Genomic DNA, 25,765 nt, shown 5'->3' on the forward strand with positions numbered 1-25,765 from the left:
GGTCAGAATTGACCGGGTGTCATTTTTCGATGCGGTGGAACAGGTGCGTCGCGGTTTCCCGTCGATAGTCACTCGGCGTCTGATTCATCTCGATGCGAAAGTGCCGGTTGAAATTCGACAGGTTGGCGTAGCCCACTTCAAAGCAGATGTCCGCCACCGACATATCGCTTTGCAGCAACAGCCGGCAGGCGCGTTGTACCCGGAACTTGCGCATCAGCTCGATAAAGCCGTGGCCGGTGTTGCGCTTGAAGAAGCGCGAAAAGCCCGGTTCGCTCATCTCCAACTGTTGCGCGATCACCGACAGGCGCACGTCGCCGGTCAGCTCGCGCATCAAATAGTCGAATGCCTTGTTGATGCGTTCGGCGCTGCGTGCATCCAGGGTCGGCGCGTAGCAGGGGCTGGCCAGGGCCTTGGCCTGCTGGGGCGGGGCGTTTTTCAGGGTGTCGAGCAATTGCAGGAACAGGATCAAGCGTTGCAGGCCCTGGGCGTTGCCGATGGCTTCCATCAGGTGGGCCGCCTGCAGCGCCGTGTCTCCGGTGAACTCCAGGCCACGGCGAGCCTGTTCGAACAACGGCTGCAGGTCGCCCAGCTCCGGCAGGGTGTTGCGCAGGGCGAGGAGGGCGGCGCCGTCGAATTGCAGCACCACGTCGCGGCCGCTCAGGTATTCGCCGGGGGCCAGTTCGCCGATCCAGTCGTGGGGCAGGTCGGGGCCTATCAGTGCGACATGCCCGGCGCTGAATGCACCGATGTAGTCGCCCGCTACGAGTTTGCCGCTGCCTTGGCGGATCAGGTGGATTTCGAATTCGGGGTGGTGGTTCCAACGCGCCAGGTCGTAGGGGTAGTCGTGTTCGAACCAGCGGAAACAGTGGTCCGGCTCGGGCAGGATCACTTCCAGTTCGGCGGGGCGGTGCTCGAACAGCGTGGCACGGCTGATGGGCATGAGCGGACTTCTTGGGGTTCTTGTAATCGCTTCAAAATACGCGCCTCGGGCGTTCAGGCGCTACCCCCGCTTGCGTCCGGCACTGATACTTTTTTAACTCGCACGCCCGGGTTAAAAAAGTACCAGTCGAGCATCCGCCACGGGTTTGTGAGGGCCTGGCCAAGCTGCTGTAATCGGCGCTCAACAACAAAAACAACAGGTGGAAACCGCCATGCTCAAGCTCCCGCAAGTGATGTTCCTGCTGTCCGGCCTGGCGCTGGCCATGCCCAGCCACGCCGCCGACACCGTCACCATCGCCACGGTCAACAACAGCGACATGATCCGCATGCAGCGCCTGTCCAAAGTGTTCGAAGCCCAGCACCCGGACATCACGCTCAACTGGGTGGTGCTGGAAGAAAACGTGCTGCGCCAGCGCCTCACCACCGACATCGCCACCCAGGGTGGGCAATTCGATGTGCTGACCATCGGCACCTACGAAACCCCGCTCTGGGGCGCCAAGCACTGGCTGGAACCCTTGGCCCAACTGCCGGCCGATTACGATGTCGACGATATCTTCCCCTCGGTACGCCAGGGCCTGTCAGTCGACAACACCCTCTATGCCTTGCCGTTCTACGGCGAAAGCACTGTCACCTACTACCGCACCGACCTGTTCCAGCAGGCGGGCCTGAGCATGCCGGCGCACCCCACCTGGACCCAGCTCGGTGAGTTCGCGTCCAAGCTCACCGCCAAGGACAAGGGCCAATACGGCATGTGCCTGCGCGGCAAGGCCGGCTGGGGCGAGAACATCGCCTTGCTCAGCACCATGGCCAACGCCTTTGGCGCGCGCTGGTTCGACGAGCAGTGGAAGCCCGAGCTGACCAGCCCCGAGTGGACCGCGGCCGCCAACTTCTATGTCAACACCCTCAAGCAGTACGGCCCGCCGGGCGTGTCCAGCAATGGCTTCAACGAAACCCTGGCGCTGTTCAACAGCGGCAAATGTGCAATCTGGGTCGATGCCAGCGTCGCCGGCTCCTTCACCACCGATAAAAGCCAGAGCAAAGTGGCCGACAGCGTAGGCTTTGCTGCCGCGCCCACCGAGGTCACCGATAAAGGTTCGTCCTGGCTCTACGCCTGGTCCCTGGCGATCCCGGCCACTTCCAAACACAAGGACGCCGCCAAGGCCTTTATCAGTTGGGCGACGTCCAAGGACTACATCCAACTGGTGGCCGACAAAGAAGGCATCACCAACGTGCCGCCAGGCACCCGCCAGTCCACCTACAACGAGGCGTATCTGCAGGCGGCCCCGTTTGCCCGGGTGACCCTGGAGATGATGAAACACGCCGACCCCGCGCATCCGTCCGTCAAGCCGGTGCCGTACGTGGGTATCCAGTACGTGACCATCCCCGAGTTCCAGGCCATCGGCACCTCGGTCGGCAAGCTGTTCTCGGCGGCGCTGACCGGTGGCATGTCGGTTGACCAGGCCTTGCTGCAAGCGCAGTCCACCACCGAGCGCGAGATGAAACGCGCCGGCTATCCGAAGTAACTTTTGACGGGACCTACTGATGAAACGACTGGAAGGTAAAAGCGCGCTGATCACCGGATCGGCGCGCGGTATCGGCCGCGCCTTCGCCCAGGCCTACATCGAAGAGGGCGCCACAGTCGCCATCGCCGATATCAACCTGCAACGGGCCCAGGCCACGGCTGCCGAGCTGGGCCCGCAGGCCTACGCCGTGGCCATGGACGTCACCGACCAGGCCTCTATCGACGGCGCGATTGCCGCCGTGGTGGCCCAGGCCGGCAAGCTGGATATCCTGGTCAACAACGCTGCGCTGTTCGACTTGGCACCCATCGTCGACATCACCCGCGACAGCTACGAGCGGCTGTTCTCGATCAACGTCGCCGGTACGCTGTTCACCCTGCAAGCCGCGGCGCGACAGATGATCCGCCAGGGCCATGGCGGCAAGATCATCAACATGGCCAGCCAGGCCGGACGACGCGGCGAGCCACTGGTGGCGATCTACTGCGCGACCAAGGCGGCGGTGATCAGTCTGACGCAATCGGCGGGGTTGAACCTGATCAGGCAGGGCATCAACGTCAATGCCATTGCGCCCGGGGTAGTGGACGGGGAGCATTGGGATGGTGTGGATGCGCTGTTTGCCAGGCATGAAGGGCTGGCTCCGGGAGAGAAGAAGAAGCGGGTAGGGGCCGAGGTACCATTTGGACGGATGGGCACGGCGCAGGACCTGAGCGGAATGGCGATCTTCCTGGCGTCAAAAGAGGCCGACTACGTGGTGGCGCAGACCTACAATGTCGATGGCGGCAACTGGATGAACTAGGGCCCAATGTGTGAGGGGGAAAGCCCCCTCCCACAGTTGAGCCTCTTTGTTCGTTGACTCGGGGCTAGTCCGCAAAACTGCGGTCGAAGAAGTAAATCTCTCCAGGCTTCAGGTTCTCCACCGTCGCCTGGGGCCTGCCGCCTTCACCCTGTTTCTTGCGCCCGGTCTCGCGCAGATACCCTGCCTCCGTCAGCTTCAACAACCGCTGGCGAATACTGGTCTTCAACACCGGCCGCGCCAGCACCAGGGAGAAAATCGTGGTCGCGTCCGGTGCGCTGAATTCATTGCCCAGAAACATCAGCGGCAAGTTGCTGTACAACGACTTGGAAAACAAACGGTCCTGCACCGCTGCCACAATGCTGTTGTGATCGAACGGCAACTTGATGCCGCCGCTCGCCACCGCTGTCAGCGAATACCAGCGCTGGTGGTCACCCAGCGTCACGTCCTCGTTCACGATCGCCAGGTAATAGGTGGACGATGACCAGCAGCGCGGATCGCGAAACGCATCCCCCACCGTCCCCACCTGTTCGCTCCAGGCCAGGTCCAGCCCGACCTTGTCACTCGCCCGCAAGCGCTCCACCGCAGCCTGGAGGCTCAGGTCCTGCACGCCGCCATTCACCACCACGCCCGGCAGCGCCCAGTGCCCGGCGAAGGGCTCGGCGTCGCGCTGGTTCAGCAGCAGTTTCAGTTCGCCAGAGATGCGGCAGTAAGACAGCACGCACAGGTCGACGGTATGGAGGTAGGCGCTACGGGGCATGTGATGTCCTTCTAAACAGCAGTGCGGCACAGTCTAACGGATCGAACAGATATGTCATGTACTGAGTCCAGGATAGATACGCAAATGTTTGTTGCAATGAAAGTACATGACGTGTACTTTTGTTTCCAGGCCACAGGAGAACCACCATGACCCTCGCGACAACCGCCATTGCCTCATTCGACGTCGACGCCCAGAAGAGTTTCACGCCGCTGTGCCCCAACGAGTTGCCGGTGGCCGGCGGTGACCGGATCGGCGCCGAGCTCAACTACATGGCCAGCCTTGCCGGCCATCGTGTCGGCAGTAAGGACGCCCACACCCCGCACGCGCCCTGGGTGGTGGCGCAGCACAGCGACATGTTGCAACCCACCGGCCTGGCCCATGCCGATGTCACTTGGGTCAGCCACTGTGTACCCGGCACCGAGGGCTTCACCCTGCTGGATGAGTTGCCCACGCCTTATGACTACGACTATTTCATCTGGAAAGGCGTCGAACCCGACCTGCATCCCTACGGCGCCTGCTACCACGACCTGCACGACAAGCTGTCCACCGGCGTCATCGAGTATTTGAAAGCCCAAGGCGTGGTTCGCGTGATCGTCGGCGGCCTGGCCCTGGATTACTGCGTCAAGACCACCGCGTTGCAGTTGCTCAAGGCCGGCCTGGAAGTGGTGCTGCACTTGCCGGCGTGCCGAGGCATCAGCGAGGAGGGCGGTGTACAGGCGGTCAATGAGTTGCTCAAGGCCGGTGCCGCTATCAGCCGCACCCGCGAAGAACTGGCCGCAATGGCCACGCGTTAAGGAGAGACACCATGGAAAGTGCATACGACTACGAATCCCCGGTGATCCAGGGGTTGCTCGACACCGATTACTACACCTTCACCATGATGCAGGCGGTGTTGCACCAGTACCCCAACGTTGATGTGGAGTACAACTTCATCGTCCGCTCCAGGGAAAAGCTCGGCCACCTGATTCCTGAAATCCGTGCCGAACTGGAGAAACTCGCCAGCCTGCGGATGCGCGAAGGCGAGTTGCGCTTCCTGTTCAACCCGCGTTTTCGCGAATACCTCACCCCGGATTACGAGCGCTTCCTTGGCCTGTTCCGTTTCAACCTGCGCTACATCCACGTCAGTGAAGTCGACGGCCAACTCAATATCCGCGTGGTCGGCCCGATGCTGCACTGCATCATGTTCGAGCAACCGGTACTGGCGTTGGTCAGCGAGCTGCGCAACCGCGACAAATACCCCGATGTGACCCTGGAAGACGTCACCCGCAAGCTCTACCAGAAGTTCGACTGGCTGGAGAAAAACCTCAGCCGCGACGAACTGGCCGACCTGCGTGTATCGGACTTCTCCACTCGTCGGCGCCTGTCGTTCAAGGCCCAGCGCGAAGTGGTCGACATCATGCGCCGCGACTTCCCCGGCCAGTTCGTCGGCACCAGTAACGCGCACCTGGCCTACGAGTTCGACCTGCCGCTGATCGGCACCATGGCCCACCAATGGCTGATGGTGCACCAGCAACTGGGCCGGCTGCGCGAGAGCCAGAACGCCGCCCTGGAAAACTGGGTGCGCGAGTACCGTGGTCGCCTGGGGATCGCCCTGACCGACTGCATCAGCACCGACTTTTTCCTCAAGGACTTCGACCTGTACTTCGCCAAGCTCTACGACGGCCTGCGCCAGGACTCCGGCGACCCCATCGCCTGGGCCGACAAGGTGTTGGCCCGCTACAAGCAACTGGGCATCGACCCGATGACCAAGGACCTGATGTTCTCCGATGGCCTGAACTTCGAAAAATGCCTGCCGATCCTGCGTCACGTGCGCGGCAAGGCCAGGTTCGGGTTCGGCATGGGCACCAGCCTGGCCTGCGATGTGGACGGCGTCGAGCCGCTGAGCATCGTGATGAAACTGGTGCGGGTGCACGGCGAGCCAGTGGTGAAGTTCTCCGATGACCCGATCAAGAACGTCTGCGAAGACGCCTCGTTTTTGCAGTACGCAGCACAAGTGTTCAACGTTGGCAGTGTGGAGGTGTGACATGCAAGAACGTATCGCACGGGAACTGAACATCAATCGGGCGTTGACCCAAGGCGGCGAGCCCGAGGAAATCCAACGGCGCATCGACTTCATCAAGACCACCTTGCGCCACTCGGGCTGCAAGGCCCTGGTATTGGGCATCAGTGGCGGCGTCGACTCCCTCACCGCCGGCCGCCTGTGCCAAATGGCGGCAGAGCAATTGCGCAGCGAGGGTTACGCCGCACGCTTCATCGCCATGCGCCTGCCCTACAAGACCCAGGCCGATGAACGCGACGCCCAGGCCTCCCTGGACTTCATCACTGCGGACCACATCGACACCCTCAACATCGCCGCCAGCGTCGACGGCCTGATGGCCAGCCTGACCGCCGCCGAAGCCAGCGCCGAGCATGTCGATTTCATCAAGGGCAACGTCAAGGCCCGCACGCGCATGATCGCGCAATACGCCGTGGCCAACCTGCACAATGGCCTGGTGGTGGGCACCGACCACGGCGCCGAAGCGTTGATGGGTTTTTTCACCAAGTTCGGCGACGGCGCCTGCGACCTGGCCCCGCTGTCCGGCCTGACCAAAACCCAAGTGCGCCTGCTCGCCACGGCCCTCGGCGCACCGGACAACCTGGTGCACAAACACCCGACGGCCGACCTGGAAGAGCTGGTACCGGGCAAGCTGGACGAGCACGCCTACGGTTGCACGTATGCAGAGATCGACGCCTACCTGATGGGCGAACCGGTGAGCGAGCGGGTGAGGACGATTGTCGAGGGCGCGTACAGCAAGACAGCACACAAACGCGCGCTGCCGATTGCGCCCCTTTGATTAACGCTCGATCGACCGACTCCACCGCGCATTCCACTCCGGCCGCGCCTGGTTCACCTGGTCCCAATCGATCGAAATTGCCGTCTGCAAGTAACCCTGCATCGCTTCCACCCGCGCACGGGTCTTGTCGGTGGTCGGTGTGGTCGGGTTCGACGGAATCTGGTCGCCTTCTTCCAGCGCCGGTGCCTGGGCTTCGGCGGTCAGCAGGAAGGCCGCGAGTTTCTGCGCCAGTTCTGGCTGGTCATTGCGGGCGATCACGCATTCGGCCACGTTCAGCACCACGGCGCCTTCCTTGGGCTGCGCGTATTCCATGGGCACGCCGAGCAGCTTCTGGGTGGCGACCTGAGTTGGGGTCAAAGGAAAGATCGCGGCTTCGTCGGTCTGCACCATCTCGGAGATTTTTGCCGAGCTGGCGATGTATTCCAGCACATTGGGCCCGACGGTTTTTGGCCAGGCCTTGAAGCCGGGCTCGACGTTGGTTTCATCGCCACCCTGGATACGGTTGAACATCAGGAACCCGTGCAGGCCGAAGGTGGACGATGCCAGGGACTGGAACACCACTTTCTCCTTGAAGCGCGGGTCGGCCAGGTCCATCCACGAGGTGGGCGCGGCCCAGCCTTTTTCCTTGAACATCCTGGCGTTGTAGCCCAGGCCGGTCACGCCGAGGGTCACGGCCACGGCTTCGTCCTTGATCTTCGCCTTGGCCGGGATCTGTTCCAGGGTCGGGCTCGGCGCCAGTTTGTCGCACAGGCCCATGGAGATCGCGCGGTACATGATGCCGTCGTCGAGGAACATCACGTGCATCTGCGGGTTGTCTTTGTTGGCCTGGACCTTGGCGAGGATGTCCGACGAGGTGCCGGGCACAATCACCACCTTGACGTTATTGGCCTTTTCGAACGCGGGCAGCACCTTGTCGGCGTACACCCGTTCCATGGTGCCGCCGTTCATGCCCAGGTACAGCGTGGGCGCGGCGTGCGCCGTTGAGGCGAGCAGGGCGAGGGACAAGCAGGACAGCGCAATGCGTGGGTTCATGGATGTTTTTCCTCTCAGGCTTGGAAACGACGGATGGAAAACGCTTCGATGGGGTGGCGGCTGGCCCCGGTGCAGACGATCTCTGCCAGGGCTTCACCGACCGCGGGACCGAGCTGGAACCCGGCGCCGGCAAAGCCGAAACCGTGGAGCAAGCCCGGTTGGGTACTGCTGGGGCCGATCACCGGTTCGTGATCGGGGAGGTAACCTTCGGTGCCGCTCCAGGTGCGGATGGCCTGGGCGCCTTTGAGAAAGGGGTAGAGTTCGCCGGCATTGCGCAGGATCTCCAGCACCGCCGCCTGCCCTGGGCGCGCGGTCAACGGGCCCAGGGCAAAGCCGCGACCGCCGCCCAGGATGCAGTTGCCCCGGGCGACCTGGCGCGCATAAATCCCGCCGCCTTCAACGCCGGTACTCACGTTCATCACCACCGGCAACGGCTCGGTGACCAGCATCGCCGGGTGCGCGCAGGTGATCGGCACCGCTTCGCCAAACTGCGCGGCGACGCTTCCGGCCCAGGCGCCGGCGCAGTTGAGCAGCCACGCTGCCTGCAGGTGCAGGCCGTTGGCGCAATGCACCTGGAACCGGCGGCTGTCATGCTCGATGCGCATCACCTCGGCCTGCTCGTACACGGCGGCGCCACAACGCTGCGCGGCACGGGCGAAGGCAGGAGATACCAGACGCGGATTGGCATGCCCGTCTTCCGGACACAGCGAGGCGCCCACGGCAATATCGCCGACCCAGGGGAAGCGTGCGCGCAACTCGGCGTAGTCCAGCAACTGCAGGCCCAGGCCAAAGCCACGGGTCTGCTCGGCATACGCCTGCAACGCCGCGAAGTCGGCATGACTGCGCGCCAGCTTCAAATGCCCGGAGCGCATGTATTCGCCGTCGATGCCGATCAACCCCGGCAAGTCGGCCCACAGTTGATGGGCGCGCTGTGACAAGGGCAGTTGGTGCAGGGGCCGACCCTGGCGTCGCACGCCGCCATAGTTGACGCCACTGGAATGGGAACCGCAGAAATCCCGCTCCACCAGGGCCACGCGCTGGCCTTTCTGCGCGAGCATCAAGGCTGCCGAGGCGCCGACGATGCCGCCGCCGAGGACGATCACATCGATCATGGCTGCACCTCCACGCCAAACGGCAGCGGCTTGATCGGTGCCTGGCCGCGCAGGCGGCCCACCTGTTCAATCCCGCGACCGCTGCGCTCGGCGACGATTTCCGCCGCCGCCAGCCCACACATCCGGCCCTGGCAACGACCCATGCCAACGCGACAGTGAGCCTTGACCCGGTTGAGCTCCCAGTGGCCTTCATCCACCACCGCGCGTATCTCGCCGGCGCTGACTTCTTCGCAGCGGCACACCATCAATGCGTCCGGCGCTTGGGCCGCCCACTGCTCGGGGAAGGGGAACGCGGTTTCCAGCCCATGACGAAAACGCTGGATGCCCGCCAGTTGCTGCTCCAGTACGGCGGGGCGGCGCTGATCAATCGCCACGCCCGAATCTTCCAGCACCGCCAGTGCCGCACGCTCACCGGCCATCTTCGCGGCGTCCGCGCCCATGATCCCTGCGCCGTCGCCGGCCAGGTACACAACGTTGACGCTGCTGCGCCCGGCGTTGTCCCGTTGCGGCAACCAGGCACGGTTCAAGGTGTTCCAGGCGAACTCACAGCCGAGCAAGTCCGCCAGTTGGGTTTCACTGCGCAGGGCATGAGCGAAAGCGACGGCATCGCACGCCAAAACATGGTCATCCCAACGAATACCGCTGACTCGCTGTTCTCCGTCGATTTTCTGCAGCGTGGCACCCTGATGCACGGGAATCCCATGGGCCGTCAGCCAGGCGCGGTAATACATGCCCTTGGCCAGGGTCAGTGGCTGCCCAAGCAACGCCGGCAACGCACGGCACTGCGCACTGAACGGCGCGCTGTCGAGTACCGCCACCACCTTGGCCCCGGCCTTGGCGTATTGGTAGGCGACCAGATACAGCAACGGCCCGCTGCCGCAGAACGCCACGCGCTCACCGATGGCGCAGCCCTGGTATTTCAAGGCGATCTGCGCCGCGCCCAGGCTGTACACGCCGGGCAGGGTCCAGCCCGGCACCGGCAGGATACGGTCGGTGGCACCGGTCGCGACAATGATCCTGGCGTAGTCGACGCTCTCGGCACGGCCGTTGTCGAGCAGGTCCAGGCGACCGTCCTCGGCATTCCACACCAGGGTTTGCGGTCGATAGTCGATCAGCGGCGCCAGCTCATCCATCGTGCGGTGCGCGGCTTGCGCCTTGCTCGCTTCAAAGCCATAGATCTGCCTGGCACTGCGCTGAAAGCCCAAGGGTTGTCGCCGATAGATCTGCCCGCCGCCGCGCAGGTTTTCATCGATCAGGCACGGTGTGACGCCATGGTCGAGCAGGGTGCGCGCCGCGCTGATCCCGGCCGGGCCTGCGCCCACAATCACCACCGGCTTCATGGCTGGCGCCCCGGGTCGCGGCTGATCGCCTGGCCTTCTTCCAGCAGCGTCGAGCAGGCGCGCACGCGGCGACCGTCTTCAAGGCGCACCCAGCAATCCTGGCAGGCGCCCATCAGGCAGAAACCGGCGCGGTGCTCGGCGCTGAAGTCACTGCCGCGCAGGTGCTCGGCGCAGGTCAGCATGGCGGTGAGCAAGGTATCGCCGAGCAAGCCGCTGGCGGGTTGGCCGTCCAGGGTGAAGGACAGGGCAGGGCGCGCGGTCTCGGCCAAGCGTTTGAACAGGGCCATCAATGTTTCCCCACCAGCACGCGGTCCAGGCCGTAGACCCGGTCCAGCAGAATCATGGTGGCCGCCGTCAGCGCAATCACCAGCGCCGACACCGCCGCCATCATCGGGTCGATGGACTCGGTGGCGTACACGTACATGCGCACCGGCAGGGTTTGCGTGGCCGGCGAGCTGACGAAGATCGACAGTGTCACCTCATCGAAACTGTTGATGAACGCCAGCAACCAGCCGCCAGCGACACCGGGCAGAATCATCGGCAGGGTGATCTGGCGAAACAGCGTAAAGCGGCTGGCGCCGAGGGATTCGGCCGCCTGTTCGGCACTGCGATCAATACCGATGGCGGCCGCCAGCACCAGGCGCAGCACATACGGCGTGACGATCACCACGTGGGCCAGCATCAGCCAGGTAAAGCTGCCGTTGACCCCCATCAGCGCGAACAACCGCAGCATCGCCACCCCCAGCACCAGGTGCGGGATGATGATCGGCGACAAAAACAACGCACTGAAAAAATTACGCCCGGGAAACGAATACCGGCTGATCGCCAACGCTGCCGGCACCGCAATCAACGTGGCCAGGCTTGCCGCAGTGAAGGCCAGCACCAGGCTGTTATAGAACGCCTGGATAAAATCCGCACGCTCGAACACCGCACGAAACCAGCGCAGGGAGAAGCCCGAGGTGGGCAGGCTCAAGGTGTTTTCCGGGGTGAACGCCACCAGGCACACCACCACCAGCGGCGCCATCATGAACAGCACCACCAAGCCGTGGAAACCGAGGGCCAAAGGACCGTTTCTGGACATGCGCTCAAACCCCCAGGGACTTTTTATAGCGGCCTTCGACCATGCGGTTCCAGCTCAGCATGATCAGCAGATTGACCAACAGCAGCACCACCGCGATGGTCGCGCCCATGGGCCAGTTGAGTTCCGAGAGATATTGGTCGTACACCACGGTGGCGACCATTTTCAGGCGGCGCCCGCCAAGCAGGCCGGGGATCGCAAAGGAGCTGGCGGCCAGGCCGAACACGATCAGCGTGCCGGACAGCACGCCGGGCATGACCTGTGGCAGCACGATCCTGCGCATCACCGTGGCCTGGCTGGCCCCCAGCGACAATGCGGCCTGCTCAGCCGACGGGTCGAGTTTCTGCAGGGACGTCCACACCGGGATGATCATGAACGGCAACATCACGTGCACCAGCGCGATGATCACCGCGAAGGGCGTGTACAGCAGCTTCACCGAGCGCTCGCCGAGCAGTTGGATCAGTTGATTCACCAAACCATCGGCGCCCAATAGCAGGCTCCAGCCGAAGGCGCGCACCACCACCGAAATCAGCAATGGCGTGAGGATCAGGATCAGGAAGATCGAGCGCCACGGCGTACCCATGCGGCTGAGGATGTAGGCCTCGGGCACACCGATCACCACGCACAGCAGGGTCACCAGCGCGCTGATCCAGAAGGTGCGCCAGAAGATCTCGTAGAAGTACGAGTCGCTGAACAATGACAGGTAATGGGCCAAGGTCCATTCATCGGCCTTCACGCCCACCTGGTAGTCGAACACGTTGAACGACAGGACCAGGGTCAGGCCCAGCGGCAAAACCAGCAGCCCGGCAAACAGCACCAGCGCCGGCAGCGACAGCAGGTAACCACGACTCATGCGTGCACCTCATCGGCTGCCAGCACGCGCAGCAGGTCCGAATGCCAGTCCAGGCCCACCGCTGCGCCACAATCCAGCGGCGCGCTACCGTCGTTGCTGCGCACCACGGTGATTTCGCCGAGGTCGGTGTGGACGCGGTACAGCCATTGGCTGCCGAAGAAATAGCGGTCGAGCACCTTGCCTTGCAGGCGACCGGCCCCCGCGTCCACCAGGGTGATTTTTTCCGGGCGCAGGCTCAGGACCAGCTCGCCGTCGCCGCTTTCATGTCGCACTTGCGCAGTGCCCAACTGATCGTAATCGCCGGCCAGCAGGTTGGCCTTGCCGACGAAGTCCGAGATAAAGCGCGTGCGCGGGTGTTCGTAGAGCGTGTACGGCGCGTCGATCTGGGTCACGCGCCCGGCCTGCATCACCACCACGCGGTCGCTGATGGACAGCGCTTCGGCCTGGTCATGGGTGACCATCAAGGTGGTGATGCCGACGGCGCACTGGATGCGGCGGATCTCGAACTGCATCTCTTCGCGCAGGTTGGCGTCGAGATTGGACAGCGGCTCGTCGAGCAGCAACACCGGCGGCTCGATTACCAACGCACGGGCCAGGGCCACGCGCTGGCGCTGGCCGCCGGACAGTTCCCGCGGGTAGCGGTCGGCGTGGGGGGCGAGGCGCACCAGTTCCAGCACAGTTTTCACCTTGCTGGCGATCTCGGCGGCCGGCACCTTGCGCATCTTCAGGCCAAAGGCGACGTTGTCGCGCACGCTCATGTGGGGGAACAGCGCGTAGCTCTGGAACACCACGCCCAGGCCACGGCTGGCGGGCTTGGCGTGGGTGATGTCGCGGCCGTCGAGCAGGATCTGCCCGCCGCTCACGTCGACGAAGCCGGCGATCATTTGCAGGGTGGTGGTCTTGCCGCAGCCCGAAGGGCCGAGCAGGGAAACGAACTCGCCTTTTTCCACCGCAAGGTCGGTGGCGACCACCGCGTCGACGGCGCCGTAGCGTTTGCTCAAGGCGTTGAGTTGGAGAAATGCCATGTCTGCGTTCCACCTTTTTTGAGTCGCGTCGAAACGCGCTTTTTTGTTTTGGGCAGATGCGAATGAGGTGTTGCCGGTGCGTTGGCGCTCGATCTTGAGTCGGCTGCCGGTTGTTGTTCATTTCGCCCCTGTGGACGCAGATTAGGGCGAAGACTAGGATGGGCGGAAGATGGAATTTCACTGAACGGACTATTATTTTCTTATTTATTCATTCACCGGAATTTGCAAAGAGATTGAAAGTCATGGATTCCACTGATCGAAATGAAAATAACAAAGAGGTCGGTGCCGGTGCGGTATCCCGGCTGTTCGCGCTGCTGCGCACCTTGGGTGACGTGCCGGAGGGCGGCGAACGCGTCACCCAACTTGCGCAACAGGTCGGCCTCTCGCAGCCCACTACCCACCGCCTGCTGCGTAGCCTGATGGACGAAGGCATGGTCGAACAGGACGCACGCAGCAAGCGCTATCGCCTGAGCCTGGAGTTCTTTGCCCTGGCGGCGAACGCGGGCAAGACCGGCAACCTGCGCGACCTGGTGCGCCCGAGCATGCTGCGCCTGAGTGCGTCATTGGGCGACTCGCTGTTCCTGCTGGCGCGCAGCGGTTTCGATGCGATCTGTCTGGACCGCAGCGAAGGCCCGTACCCGATCCGCACCTTCACCGGCGATATCGGCGGGCGCGTGGCGTTGGGGGTGGGGCAGGGCAGCCTGGCGATCCTGGCCTTTCTGCCGGAGGAAGAGCGCGAAACCGTGATCCGCTACAACCTGCCACGGCTCAAGGACTTCCACCTGTATGACGAAGTGCTGTTGCGCTCGGAAGTGGAGAACGTGCGCAACCTGGGGTATGCGGCGCGCAATACCGGGGTGCTGGAAGGCATGGCCGGGTTGGCCGTGCCCATCCTCGATCGGGACGGGCACGCGGTGGCGGCGCTCAGTGTGGCCACTATCAGCGATCGCCTGGGGCCGAGCCGGTTGCCGATGGTGGTGGAGTTGCTCAAGCGCGAAGCGGCGGCGATCGGGCCGCGGATCAATCCGTTTGATCCGACGTTACGCAGGCCCTCACAAACCTTTGGTAGGTAGTTCAGATGGCGGCCAACACTACCGACCTGGCCGTAGTACTGCACATATACAGGGGTGCGAATTAGTTATCCAGCAGGTAAGTTTTTTTGTTCATGTTTAATGGAACTGTCCTTTTACACGTTGCCACAGATGGATGTTGACTTAATGCTAACTGGCGCGTTGGTCGGCTTATTTGCATCAACTATCTGAGGTATTGCAATGACATCTACTCTTTTCGGTCCGTTCATACAAACTCACTACCCTTACTCTAATCCGTTGGACGGTGGCGCCAGGTTTGGTAATCAGCCCGCAATGAGTAACTTACTGGGGACCTCTCAGCTGCCTCCCCCTTCCACAGTTGCACGGGCCTTTGTCGACGCCTTCCCTTATTTCCAGGGAGAATCTGGTTTTGTCACGAGGGCAACGCTTGAGCATGCTGCCAATCGTCTACCGAGCGGTGATCCGTATCACGATCAAATGACACAGCTGGCAAGGGACGTTCTTAGCCGTCCAGGAATGGTTGAGTTACTCGATGGTATCAACCATGGCGGCCATGAAGATGGTCTGATCAGCCTGGGTGATGCGCAGGCGGTGGTCTTTGAGTACGAAGACCAGGAGGGAGCGTACATGCTGGGTGGACCGGATGCGTATAACGGTGGCACGCGAGGTGGGCCAGGAGGGAATTATGGTGGTATGCAAGGAGCGCCGGGGAATTATTACGGCAATATGCAGAACCAGCAAGAGGGGTATTACGGTGGCATGCAGCGCAGTCGTTTTGAAAATGGATATGGCGCCAATGGGGCACGCAATTATTATCCGGCAGAGAGCGGCGTGAGCCCGCAGAATGCTGAGGTCGCAAATAATTTCAAACATGCCAAAGACTCAGATTTAACGACGGAGTTGGGTAATAATTTTGATTACTTCAAGCCAAACCAGGATGGCAAGATCACTCAGCAATCGCTTCGTGAAGTTGCAAATCGTCCTTTGACTGGTAACCCTGTGGATGACCGAATGACCCTGTTGGCCAAGGAAATCATCAGTCGGCCGGGGCTCAATAGAAAACTGGATTCCGACCATGATGCTGACACGTCTGACGGGATTATCGGGCGCGACACTATTGAAAGGGTAGCCACGCAGAATGCAGCGCCAAGCTATCAAAAAATGAGCGATGTTGAACTGCTTCAGGCCCTTGACGAAAAGTTCAAACAGTACTGGAGTGCGGATAACTACATCAGCTTCGATAGTTTAAAAAGTGCCGCTGCAGAGTCCCCGCCGACAGATCGGTCTCGGCTCGCAGCTGAACTTCTCCGGCGCCCAGGCCTGATGAAGGAGGTCGATATTGGCACTGATGGCAAAGGCGGTAGGGGCGCAGAAGATGAAAGGTTTAACTGGGTCAACGTCGACCACGTAATAAGAGAAAAACAAGCGCAATCGTCGCGTGGTTGATTGTGGGCCGCCACATTCCGTGACCAGTCGGGGCTGATCATTCTTTCGGGCCGTACCTGTCGCTCATACTCTTCGGCGGTGATCAGTCCCAACTGCACCGCCGCCTTTCGGGTAACCTGCGCCACACGGTCATAACCCAGCAGGGGATTCAGCACCGTCGCTATCAATATCATCCGCCAGTATCGTGATGAAGATGGCGGGCTGATTACGGTGTCGGAAACGGTCTATCCAGCATGGCGTTTCACCTGACCCTGCAGATGAAGCGCGACAAGCTCTGACCCATACGACAATAACCTTGCATCTGGTAAAACTTTGGTTAATATGATCCGGGTAAAACACATATCACCCGGGTAATAACCATGCCTACGCACCCCCTTCCTGCTTGCACCGCCTTTGTTCGCCACCAACGTGTGGCGGCAGGTTCCTATGCCGACGTCGCCACGACGCTCGCCGAGCTTGACCAGCCCACGGGCAGCTTCCTGGTCTTCGACGATGCCACCGGCAACCAGGTCGATTTTCCCTGGCCTGCGGGCTATGCGCCCGAACCACCTGCCCAGGTCGACGTGACTGACGAGCCTCCCGCTCCCCCCTCGGTCGGGCGCCCGAAGCTGGGGGTGGTCGCGCGGGAAGTCACGCTGTTGCCGCGTCATTGGGAATGGCTGGGCCAGCAGCGCGGTGGGGCTTCGGCGGCGTTGCGGCGGCTGGTGGATGAAGCGCGCGCTGCCCACGCTTCCCGTGATCGGATACGCCAGGCCAAGGAAGCCGGCTATCGGTTCATGAGTGCCATCGGCGGTGACCTGCCCGGCTTCGAAGACGCCTCTCGCGCGTTATTTGCCTTTGATGCGGCGGATTTTTCCCGCAAGATCGCGCACTGGCCGGTAGACGTGCAGGCCTACCTGGCCTGGCTGTCGCGCGACGCCTTCCCTGTTTAACAACAACTCCTGGATCCGAACCCTCATGGAAGTCACCCAGCAACGGCCGCTGTGGCAGATCTACCTGATCTTTCTGGCACCGATGGTGCTGTCCAACTTCCTGCAAAGCTTTTCCGGCACCCTCAACGGTATCTATGTCGGGCAGATGCTCGGCACCCAGGCGCTGGCGGCGGTGTCTGGGATGTTTCCCATCGTGTTCTTTTTTATCGCCCTGGTGATCGGCCTGGGGGCGGGCGCCTCGGTACTGATCGGCCAGGCCTGGGGCGCGCAGGAAACCGCGCTGGTCAAGGTGATCACCGGCGCCACACTGACTCTGGGGGCGTTGGTGGGGGTGATCGCTGCGGTGCTCGGCAGCCTGTTTGCGCGCCCGGCCTTGCAGGCACTCGGCACGCCGGTCGATGTGCTCGACGACGCCGTGGGTTATGCACAGATGATGATGTTGATCATGCCGCTGCTGCTGGTCTTTATCCTCTACACCCAATTGCTGCGTGGTGTCAGCGACACGGTATCGCCGTTGCTCGCGCTGATGGTTTCGACCCTGGTCGGCCTGGTGCTGACACCGGCGCTGATCCGTGGCTGGATCGGCCTGCCGCCCTTGGGTATCCAGAGCGCGGTGTACGCCGGGTTGGTGGGTAACGCGGCAGCGATGCTGTTTCTGATAATGCGGCTGCGCCACAAGAACCATGTGATGGCGCCGGACCGTGAATTGTTGGCGGCCCTGCGCCTGGATCGGACCATTCTCGGCAAGGTCCTGCGCATCGGCTTGCCCACGGGCTTGCAGATGGTGGTGTTGTCGCTGTCGGAGCTGGTCATCCTCGCCCTGGTCAACGGTCACGGTTCCCAGGCCACGGCGGCCTATGGCGCGGTGACGCAGATCGTCAACTACGTGCAGTTCCCGGCGCTGTCGATTGCCATCACCGCATCGATCCTCGGGGCCCAGGCGATTGGCGCCGGGCGTCTGGAGCGCATCGGCCCGATCCTGCGCACCGGCCTGCTGATCAACACCTGCCTGACCGGTGGCCTGATTGTGCTGGGTTATGTCCTGTCCCACTGGCTGCTCGGCCTGTTCATCACCGATGACGCGGCACGGGTCAAAGCCGAACACCTGTTGCACATCATGTTGTGGAGCATTTTGGTATTCGGCTTCCAGGCCGTGATCGGCGGGATCATGCGCGCAAGCGGCGTGGTGTTGATGCCGGTGGCGATCTCGATCTTCTGCGTGCTCTGCGTGGAACTGCCGATGGCGTACCTGCTCAACGCCCACTTCGGCCTGGAAGGGGTGTGGATGGCGTTTCCGTTGACCTACCTGGCCATGCTGGCGTTGCAGACTGCGTATTATCGGCTGGTGTGGCGACACAAGCAGATCAAGCGGTTGGTGTGATAAAAGGTTGCGCACCTTAAGGACAGAAGGTTTCTGAGCCATGGCAAACCCTTACGCCGAATTGTTCCAGGTCCCTGGCGCCCGGGCTTTTGTACTGGCGGGGATGCTGGCGCGCATGCCGGTGTCGATGACGGGGATCGGCTTGATCACCATGCTCTCGCAGGTGCACGGCGGTTACGGACTGGCGGGCTCGGTGGCGGCGGTATTTGCCCTGGCCACGGCGTTTTGCGCGCCGCAGGTATCCAGGCTGGTGGATCGCTACAGCCAAGGGCGGGTGTTGCCGATTGCCGCGTTGATCGGTGGCGGGGCGTTGCTGATGTTGCTGCTGTGCACTCGCTTGCAGGCACCGAACTGGGCGTTGTTCCTGTTCGCCGCCCTGGCCGGTTGCATGCCCAACATGTCGGCCATGGTACGGGCGCGCTGGACCGAGTTGTACCGGGGCCAACCCAAGCTGCAGACTGCGTTTGCCCTGGAGTCGGTGCTGGATGAGGTGTGCTTCATCATCGGCCCGCCGATCTCGGTAGGTTTGTGCGTGGTGCTGTTCCCGGAAGCCGGGCCTCTGGTGGCCGCGTTGTTGCTGGCGGTGGGCGTCACCACCTTTGTGTTGCAGCGCGAGACCGAGCCACCGGTGCACGCGCATCAAGGCCATCACGGCCGCTGGCTGGTCGCGTCGCCTTCGGTGCTGATCCTGATGATCCTGCTGTTGGCCATGGGCGTGATCGTCGGCGTGGTGGATGTGGTCAGCGTCGCCTTTGCCCAGCATCAGGGCCAGCCGGCTGCTGCGAGCATCGTACTGTCGGTCTACGCCATCGGTTCGTGCCTGGCGGGACTGGCGTTCGGCACCCTCAAGCTGAAGGCGCCGCTGCCCCGGCAGTTTCTGTTGTGCGGCATCGCCACGGCGTTGACCACCTTGCCTTTACTGCTGGTGACCAACATTGCGGGGCTGGCGGTGGCGGTCTTTGTCTCCGGGCTGTTCTTTGCCCCCACCCTCATTGTGTCCATGGCCCTGGTGGAACAGGTCGTGCCCGCCAGTCGATTGACCGAGGGCATGACCTGGCTGATCACCGGCCTCAGCATCGGCGTGGCCATCGGCGCGGCCAGCTCCGGGTGGATGATCGACCACTTTGGCGCCACCAGCGGGTTCCGGGTGGCGCTGGCGGCGGGAGTAGTGGTGTTGGGGGCTGCGGTGTTGGGGTATCGGCGCCTGGGATGATCAGCCGATCGCGGGGCAGGCGTCTGTGCTGTGATGCTGCAGAAACTCGTTCAACGCCTGGCGGGTCAGGTCATTGAGTGTCACCTTTTTACGGGTCGCCGCCAGGTGCAGGTCATGGCCGGCTCGGACATTGAAGGAACCTTTGCAAGGTTTCTCTGGTGCATGCCCCAGGGTCTGGCAGGTGGTTTTCCCTTCGTAGCTCACTAGCGCCTTGATGAACAAGACCTTGCCGAACAGGCAGTTGTCTTCGAGGCTGGCTTCGATGGAGCCGATGTAGCCTTTGTGTTTCAGTTGGTTGTTCACTGATGTAACCCCTGATGACACCGTGCCCCGCGCCTGCCATCCCCCCGCTAATTTTTCCCTCTCCGGTTCGTTTTATAGGGACGACGTGCCTTTGTGCTTCCTGCCTATTGCTCCGGACTCCAAGAAATGAATGCTGAAGACTCCTTGAAACTTGCTCGCCGGTTTATCGGGTTGCCCCTGGAAAAGCGCCAATTGTTCCTGCAGGCCTTGCAGAAAGAAGGCGTGGATTTTTCCCGGTTTCCGATTCCGGCAGGGGTGGAGGCGCAGGATCGTCAGGCACTGTCCTACGCGCAGCAGCGCATGTGGTTTCTCTGGCAATTGGACCCGGCCAGCGGCGCCTACAACCTGCCGGGTGCAGTGCGACTCAAAGGGGCGTTGAGCCTCTGCGCGCTGGAGCAGGCGTTCGCCAGCCTGGTCGCGCGCCACGAAACCCTGCGCACAGGGTTCCAGCGCCAGGCAGACGAGCGCCTGTTGCAAGTGCCGGCGGACACGCCGTTGACCGTCGAGCAACTCGACTTTAGCCACTTGGACGCCCCCGCGCGCGAACAGGCCGTCAACGAGGCCGCGACCCGCCAATCGCTGTTGCCCTTCGACCTGGAAAACGGTCCGCTGCTGCGCGTGCAATTGCTCAAGCTCGACGCGCAGGAACACGTGCTGCTGCTGACCCTGCACCACATCGTCTCCGATGGCTGGTCGATGAATGTGCTGATCGACGAGTTCATCCGCTGCTACGACGCCCACGAGCGCAACGAACCCCCGCAACTGCCGGCCTTGCCGATCCAGTACAGCGATTACGCCCTGTGGCAGCGCCGCTGGCTGGAAGCGGGGGAGCAGGCGCGCCAACTGGATTACTGGCAAGCGCGCCTGGGCGATGAGCACCCGGTGCTGGAGCTGCCCACCGACCGCCCGCGTCCGGCGATGCCGAGCTACCAGGGCACACGCCACAATTTCGCGATTGAGCCTGCGCTGGCCATGCAACTGCGCGGCTGCGCGCAAAAACACAACGTCACCCTGTTCATGCTGTTGCTCGGTGCTTTCAACGTGTTGCTGCATCGCTACACCGGGCAGCACGATATCCGCGTCGGCGTGCCGATCGCCAACCGCAACCGCACTGAAGTCGAAGGGTTGATCGGTTTCTTCGTCAACACCCAGGTGCTGCGCACCGAGCTGACCGGGCAAACCCGCATCACCGAGTTGCTGCAAAGCATCAAGGAGCACGCCCTGGGCGCCCAGGCCCATCAGGAGTTGCCGTTCGAGCGCCTGGTGGAAGCCCTCAAGGTCGAGCGCAGCCTGAGCCACACGCCGCTGTTTCAGGTGATGTACAACCACCAGCCGGTGGTGGCCGACATTACCAGTGTCAGCACCGCCTCCGGCCTGGAACTGGCATTGGTGGAGTGGCAAGGCCGCACCACCCAGTTCGACCTGACCCTCGACACCTATGAAAAATCCGGCACCCTGCATGCCGCGTTGACCTACGCCAACGACCTGTTCGACGCGCCAACCATCGAGCGCATGGCCGGGCATTGGCTCAGCCTGTTGCAGGCCATGGTGGCCGACGGTGAGCAGCGCATCGGCGAACTGCCGATGTTGGTCGCGGATGAGCAGCAGGTGCTGGTCCACGCATGGAACCAGACTGCCGAGGCGTACCCGACCGAGCGCGGCATTCATCACCTGATCGAGGACCAGGTCCGCGTCACGCCCGATGCACCGGCGCTGGTGTTCGGTGCAACCACGCTGACCTACGCCCAGCTCGACACCCGCGCCAACCAGCTGGCCCACGCCTTGCGCGAGCAAGGCGTCGGCCCTGACACGCTGGTGGGGATCTGCGTCGAGCGCTCCATCGAAATGGTGGTCGGCTTGCTCGCCATTCTCAAGGCCGGCGGCGCCTATGTCCCGCTGGACCCTGAATACCCCCGGGAACGCCTGGCCTACATGATCGACGACAGCGGCATCCAGTTGCTGCTCAGCCAGCGCGACCTGTTGCCATTGCTGCCGACCGAGGGCATCCAGGTGATTGCCCTGGACCAGCCCGCGAGCTGGCTCGACGGTTACAACCGCCAGTCGCCAAGCGTCGACCTGCAGGCGCTGAACCTGGCCTATGTGATCTACACCTCCGGCTCCACCGGCAAGCCCAAGGGCGCCGGCAACAGCCATCGTGCGCTGGTCAACCGCCTGTGCTGGATGCAACAGGCCTATGGCCTGGACGCCAGCGATGCGGTGCTGCAGAAAACCCCGTTCAGTTTCGACGTGTCGGTGTGGGAGTTCTTCTGGCCGCTGATGACCGGCGCGCGCCTGGTTGTCGCCGCGCCCGGCGAACACCGCGAACCGGCGCGCTTGATCGAGACCATCGGGCAGCACTGCATCACCACCTTGCACTTCGTGCCATCGATGCTCCAGGCATTTATTCATGAGCCGGGGGTGCACGCCTGCAACAGCCTGCGACGCATCGTGTGCAGCGGTGAAGCCTTGCCGCTGGATGCGCAGTTGCAAGTGTTCGCCAAATTGCCACAGGCCAGCCTGTTCAACCTCTACGGCCCGACCGAAGCTGCCATCGACGTGACCCACTGGACCTGCGTCGACGAAGGCGCCGACAGCGTGCCCATCGGTCGACCCATCGCCAACCTCGCTACGTACGTGCTCGATGCCCAGCTCAACCCGGTGCCTGCGGGCGTCAGCGGTGAGCTGTACCTGGGCGGCGCCGGCCTGGCGCGCAGTTACCACCGGCGCCCGGCACTGACTGCCGAGCGTTTTGTGCCGAGCCCGTTCGGTGACGGTGTGCGCCTGTATCGCACCGGCGACCGCGTGCGCCAGCGCGCCGATGGGGTGATCGAATACCTCGGCCGCCTTGATCATCAGGTCAAGCTGCGCGGCCTGCGTATCGAGCTGGGCGAAATCGAGACACGCCTGATGCAACACCCCTCGGTGCGCGAAGCCGTGGTGCTGGTGCAGGGTGGCAAGCAACTGGTGGCCTACCTGGTGCTGGCCGACGAAACGCCGGTCGACCTCAAGGCCTGGCTGCTCGAAAGCCTCCCGGAATACATGGTGCCGACCCATCTGGTGCCCCTGGCCAAGCTGCCGGTGACCGCCAACGGCAAGCTCGACCGCAAGGCCTTGCCATTGCCGGATGCTGCGCCCCAGCAGGCTTATGTCGCCCCGGAAAGCGAGGTGCAAAAAGCCCTCGCGGCAATCTGGAGCGATGTGCTCGGCGTGGAGCATGTCGGCCTGGAAGACAACTTCTTCGAACTGGGTGGCGATTCGATCATCTCCATCCAGGTGGTCAGCCGTGCGCGCCAGGCGGGCATTCGCCTGAGCCCGCGGGACCTGTTCCAGTACCAGAGCGTGCGCAGCCTGGCGCGGGTGGCGACCTTCGAACAGGCGACGCTCGTCGACCAGGGGCCGGTCACCGGGGATGTGCTCCTCACACCGGTGCAACACAGCTTTTTCGAACAGGCGATCCCGGCACGCCAGCACTGGAACCAGTCGTTGCTGCTGACTCCGCGTGAGGCGCTGGAGCCCATGCGCCTTGAGGCCGCCTTGACTCGCTTGATCAACCATCACGACGCCTTGCGCCTGCGTTTTGTGCAACAAGCGGACGGTTGGCGCCAGGCCCACGCCGAGCCGGTTGCATCGGCTTCGTTATGGCAGTCCCAGGTCGCCGGCGAGGCTGAGTTGGCCGCACTGTGCGACGAGGCTCAACGCAGCCTTGATCTTGAACAGGGCCCGCTGCTGCGTGCGGTCCTGGCAATGATGGCCGACGGCACCCAACGCCTGTTGCTGGTGGTGCATCACCTGGCAGTGGACGGCGTATCGTGGCGTATCCTGCTCGAAGACCTGCAACAGGCCTATCGCAACGCCGCGCTGCCGGCCAAGACCAGCGCCTACCAGCAGTGGGCGCAGCAGTTACAGGCCCACGCGCAGACGCTGGACGAGCAACTGCCGTACTGGCAGGCCCAAACCGCGAGCGCCGATCTGCCTTGCGATAACCCCCTGGGCGGCCTGCAAAACCGCCTGGGCACCACACTCGAAATCCGCCTCAGCGCCGAACACACCCGCCAACTGCTGCAAGACGCCCCGGCGGCCTATCGCACCCAGGTTAACGAACTGCTGCTGACCGCCTTGGCGCGCGTCATCAGCCGCTGGAGCGAGCAGCCCGCCGCGCTGATCCAAATGGAAGGCCATGGTCGCGAAGACCTGTTCGACACGCTCGACCTGAGCCGCACCGTGGGCTGGTTCACCAGCCTGTTCCCGGTGCGCCTGCAGGCCGGCGGCGAGCTGTCGGCGGCGATCAAGTCGGTGAAGGAGCAACTGCGTGCGGTGCCGCATAAAGGTATCGGCTATGGCCTGCTGCGTTACCTCGGCGCAGCTGGTGCGCGTGAAGCCTTGTCAAAACAGGCTGTGCCGCGCATCACCTTCAACTACCTGGGGCAGTTCGATCGCCAGTTCAACGAGGCAGCGCTGTTCGTTCCGGCTGACCAGGGCAGTGGTCAGGCCCAGGACCCCGAGGCACCGCTGGCCAACTGGCTGACGGTGGAAGGGCAGGTGTACGGTGGTGAATTGGCCCTGCGGTGGGGGTTCAGTCGTGAGATGTACAAGGCCGAGACCATTCAGGGGCTGGTGGACGATTACCGGCGTGAGCTGCTGGCGCTGATCGCACATTGCGTGGACCCGCAACACGGTGCGTTCACCCCGGCCGATGTGACCCTGGCGCAGCTGAACCAAGAACAGCTGGATGGTCTGGCACTCCCATCGCGAGAGGTACAGGACCTGTATCCGCTGTCGCCGATGCAACAGGGCATGCTGTTCCACAGCCTTTACCAGCAGGGCCGGGACGATATCTACGTCAGTCAGTTGCGCGCTGACATCCACGGCCTCGACGTACCTCGGTTCCAGCTCGCCTGGAAGCAGGTGCTGGCGCGACATGACATGCTGCGCACCGGGTTTGTCTGGCAACAGGACCTGGCGCAGCCGTTACAAGCGGTGTATCGCGCAGCGTGCTTGCCGTTCGCTGAATACGACTGGCAGGCACGGCCGGATAAGGAGGCCGCGCTGGACGCGTTGAGCGAGTCGACGCGGGCGCAAGGTTTTGTACTGGAGCAGCCACCGCTGCTGAGTCTGAAACTGGTGCGCACCGATACCGATCGCTTTCATCTGATCTACACCAATCATCATATTCTTCTGGATGGCTGGAGCCGTGCGCAATTATTCGGCGAGGTCTTGCAGTGCTACGCCGGCCGACCACTTCCGACGCTGCAAGGGCATTACCGTGACTATATCGGTTGGTTGCAGGCTCAGGACCCGGCTGCCAGCGAAGCCTTCTGGAAGGACCAGTTGACTGCGTTGCAGCAGCCAACGCGCCTGGCGCGGGGCGCTGCGTCTGATCCGTCGTCCGCCAAAGGCAGGCACACACTGGCCCTGAGCATCGCACAAACTACCCAACTCAAGGCTTTTGCCCAGACCCAAAAAGTCACCCTGAACACCCTTGTGCAGGCCGCCTGGTTGTTGTTGCTGCAACGCCAGACCGGCCAGGACACCGTAGTGTTTGGCGCCACGGTGTCCGGTCGGCCAGCAGGGTTAACGGGGGTGGAGCAGCAGGTAGGCCTGTTTATCAACACCTTGCCGGTTATCGCCAACCCGAGTCCGATGTTGTGGGTAGGGGAATGGTTGCAGCAACTGCAGACACTGAATCTCAGCCTGCGTGAACACGAACATACGCCGTTGTTCGATATCCAGCGCTGGGCGGGTACGAGCGGCGCGGCGTTGTTCGACACGCTGCTGGTGTTTGAAAACTATCCGGTGTCCGCAGCGTTGGCCGAAGGCGCCTCGGCTGGACTGACCTTCAGCGGTGTGCAGAACGTCGAGCAGACCCACTATCCGCTGACGGTGCTGCTAGGCGCCGGGGCAGCTCTGGAGTTCGAGTTCAGCTTTGATGTGCAGGCGTTCGGCGACGCCGAGATTCAGCAGTTGGCCGAGTCTTTCCAGCACCTGCTCAACAGCTTGGCCAGTTCCACGCCTCGGCGTGTGGGCGAGTTGCCGTCGCTGACGGGCGCTGTGCGCCGACAGGTGGTGGAGGAGTGGAACACCACTGCACGTGACTACCCACGGCAGCGTTGCGTGCATCAATTGATCGAGGAACAGGTTGCACGCACGCCCGA

At 62.8% G+C, this 25,765-nt stretch carries 21 protein-coding genes; 11 read left to right on the forward strand and 10 right to left on the reverse strand.

Going from position 1 to position 25,765, the window contains the following annotated elements; translation table 11 throughout:
* Positions 1 to 19: 19 nt before the first annotated feature.
* On the reverse strand, positions 20 to 940 hold the full coding sequence (locus BFN10_RS20880; protein WP_071491251.1) for an AraC family transcriptional regulator: 921 nt from the start codon (positions 938 to 940) through the stop codon (positions 20 to 22).
* A 232-nt stretch (positions 941 to 1,172) separates the two neighbouring features.
* On the opposite strand from BFN10_RS20880, the gene BFN10_RS20885 reads away from it, so the two are divergent.
* Positions 1,173 to 2,462: an ABC transporter substrate-binding protein gene (locus BFN10_RS20885; RefSeq protein ID WP_173668618.1), complete on the forward strand. Its 1,290-nt coding sequence runs from the start codon at positions 1,173 to 1,175 to the stop codon at positions 2,460 to 2,462.
* A gap of 19 nt (positions 2,463 to 2,481) precedes the next feature.
* The gene (locus tag BFN10_RS20890) at positions 2,482 to 3,255 is read left to right on the forward strand and encodes an L-iditol 2-dehydrogenase (protein ID WP_071491253.1); all 774 of its coding nucleotides are present in this window, start codon (positions 2,482 to 2,484) and stop codon (positions 3,253 to 3,255) included.
* Between the two features lie 64 nt (positions 3,256 to 3,319).
* Here BFN10_RS20890 and BFN10_RS20895 read toward each other — a convergent pair whose 3' ends face one another.
* Entirely contained in the window at positions 3,320 to 4,012 is a 693-nt protein-coding gene (locus BFN10_RS20895; protein ID WP_071491254.1) for an NUDIX hydrolase, read from the reverse strand.
* Between the two features lie 146 nt (positions 4,013 to 4,158).
* Here BFN10_RS20895 and BFN10_RS20900 point away from each other — a divergent pair, with 146 nt between their 5' ends.
* Genes BFN10_RS20900 through nadE form a run of 3 tightly spaced genes read left to right on the forward strand, consistent with a single transcriptional unit; the run spans position 4,159 to position 6,846 of the window.
* Positions 4,159 to 4,806 carry a nicotinamidase gene (locus BFN10_RS20900; protein WP_071491255.1) on the forward strand — a complete coding sequence of 216 codons (648 nt, stop codon included), beginning with the start codon at positions 4,159 to 4,161 and terminating at the stop codon, positions 4,804 to 4,806.
* Between the two features lie 11 nt (positions 4,807 to 4,817).
* The gene (pncB, locus tag BFN10_RS20905) at positions 4,818 to 6,035 is read left to right on the forward strand and encodes a nicotinate phosphoribosyltransferase (RefSeq protein WP_071491256.1); all 1,218 of its coding nucleotides are present in this window, start codon (positions 4,818 to 4,820) and stop codon (positions 6,033 to 6,035) included.
* A gap of 1 nt (position 6,036) precedes the next feature.
* Positions 6,037 to 6,846, forward strand: a complete 810-nt coding sequence (nadE, locus tag BFN10_RS20910) for an ammonia-dependent NAD(+) synthetase (protein WP_071491257.1) — start codon at positions 6,037 to 6,039, stop codon at positions 6,844 to 6,846.
* Here the strand turns inward: nadE and BFN10_RS20915 are convergent, their stop codons facing one another.
* Genes BFN10_RS20915 through BFN10_RS20945 form a run of 7 tightly spaced genes read right to left on the reverse strand, consistent with a single transcriptional unit; the run spans position 6,847 to position 13,286 of the window.
* Positions 6,847 to 7,878: an ABC transporter substrate-binding protein gene (locus tag BFN10_RS20915; protein ID WP_071491258.1), complete on the reverse strand. Its 1,032-nt coding sequence runs from the start codon at positions 7,876 to 7,878 to the stop codon at positions 6,847 to 6,849. It lies immediately after the preceding gene.
* 14 nt (positions 7,879 to 7,892) lie between these two features.
* Positions 7,893 to 8,990, reverse strand: a complete 1,098-nt coding sequence (locus tag BFN10_RS20920) for an NAD(P)/FAD-dependent oxidoreductase (RefSeq protein ID WP_071491259.1) — start codon at positions 8,988 to 8,990, stop codon at positions 7,893 to 7,895.
* Entirely contained in the window at positions 8,987 to 10,330 is a 1,344-nt protein-coding gene (locus BFN10_RS20925) for an FAD/NAD(P)-dependent oxidoreductase (RefSeq protein ID WP_071491260.1), read from the reverse strand. The genes BFN10_RS20920 and BFN10_RS20925 overlap by 4 nt, the downstream gene beginning before the upstream one ends.
* Positions 10,327 to 10,617, reverse strand: a complete 291-nt coding sequence (locus BFN10_RS20930) for a (2Fe-2S)-binding protein (RefSeq protein WP_071491261.1) — start codon at positions 10,615 to 10,617, stop codon at positions 10,327 to 10,329. The genes BFN10_RS20925 and BFN10_RS20930 overlap by 4 nt, the downstream gene beginning before the upstream one ends.
* Entirely contained in the window at positions 10,617 to 11,411 is a 795-nt protein-coding gene (locus tag BFN10_RS20935; RefSeq protein ID WP_071491262.1) for an ABC transporter permease, read from the reverse strand. Before BFN10_RS20935 ends, BFN10_RS20930 begins: the two co-directional genes overlap by 1 nt.
* A 4-nt stretch (positions 11,412 to 11,415) precedes the next feature.
* A complete protein-coding gene (locus BFN10_RS20940; protein WP_071491263.1) occupies positions 11,416 to 12,261 on the reverse strand; it encodes an ABC transporter permease in 846 nt (281 codons plus the stop codon).
* On the reverse strand, positions 12,258 to 13,286 hold the full coding sequence (locus BFN10_RS20945) for an ABC transporter ATP-binding protein (protein WP_071491264.1): 1,029 nt from the start codon (positions 13,284 to 13,286) through the stop codon (positions 12,258 to 12,260). The genes BFN10_RS20940 and BFN10_RS20945 overlap by 4 nt, the downstream gene beginning before the upstream one ends.
* Before the next feature lie 242 nt (positions 13,287 to 13,528).
* On the opposite strand from BFN10_RS20945, the gene BFN10_RS20950 reads away from it, so the two are divergent.
* The 5 genes from BFN10_RS20950 (at position 13,529) to BFN10_RS20975 (ending at position 19,310) form a co-directional block, all read left to right on the forward strand.
* The gene (locus tag BFN10_RS20950; protein WP_071491265.1) at positions 13,529 to 14,359 is read left to right on the forward strand and encodes an IclR family transcriptional regulator; all 831 of its coding nucleotides are present in this window, start codon (positions 13,529 to 13,531) and stop codon (positions 14,357 to 14,359) included.
* 291 nt (positions 14,360 to 14,650) lie between these two features.
* Positions 14,651 to 15,784: a hypothetical protein gene (locus BFN10_RS29515; protein WP_162276400.1), complete on the forward strand. Its 1,134-nt coding sequence runs from the start codon at positions 14,651 to 14,653 to the stop codon at positions 15,782 to 15,784.
* 359 nt (positions 15,785 to 16,143) lie between these two features.
* On the forward strand, positions 16,144 to 16,716 hold the full coding sequence (locus BFN10_RS20965; protein ID WP_071491268.1) for a DUF2239 family protein: 573 nt from the start codon (positions 16,144 to 16,146) through the stop codon (positions 16,714 to 16,716).
* 25 nt (positions 16,717 to 16,741) lie between these two features.
* The gene (locus BFN10_RS20970) at positions 16,742 to 18,097 is read left to right on the forward strand and encodes an MATE family efflux transporter (RefSeq protein WP_071491269.1); all 1,356 of its coding nucleotides are present in this window, start codon (positions 16,742 to 16,744) and stop codon (positions 18,095 to 18,097) included.
* Between the two features lie 40 nt (positions 18,098 to 18,137).
* On the forward strand, positions 18,138 to 19,310 hold the full coding sequence (locus BFN10_RS20975) for an MFS transporter (RefSeq protein WP_071491270.1): 1,173 nt from the start codon (positions 18,138 to 18,140) through the stop codon (positions 19,308 to 19,310).
* On the opposite strand, the gene BFN10_RS20980 is transcribed toward BFN10_RS20975, so the two are convergent.
* Complete coding sequence (locus tag BFN10_RS20980; RefSeq protein ID WP_071491271.1) at positions 19,311 to 19,613, reverse strand: type II toxin-antitoxin system HicB family antitoxin; 303 nt, start codon at positions 19,611 to 19,613, stop codon at positions 19,311 to 19,313.
* Positions 19,614 to 19,739: 126 nt separating this feature from the next.
* Between BFN10_RS20980 and BFN10_RS20985 the strand changes: the two genes are divergently transcribed.
* Positions 19,740 to 25,765: non-ribosomal peptide synthetase (locus tag BFN10_RS20985; RefSeq protein WP_139221118.1), on the forward strand; the 6,026-nt coding region annotated here is incomplete at its 3' end.

The sequence above is a fragment of the Pseudomonas extremorientalis genome (assembly GCF_001870465.1).
GTDB classification, from domain to species: domain Bacteria; phylum Pseudomonadota; class Gammaproteobacteria; order Pseudomonadales; family Pseudomonadaceae; genus Aquipseudomonas; species Aquipseudomonas extremorientalis.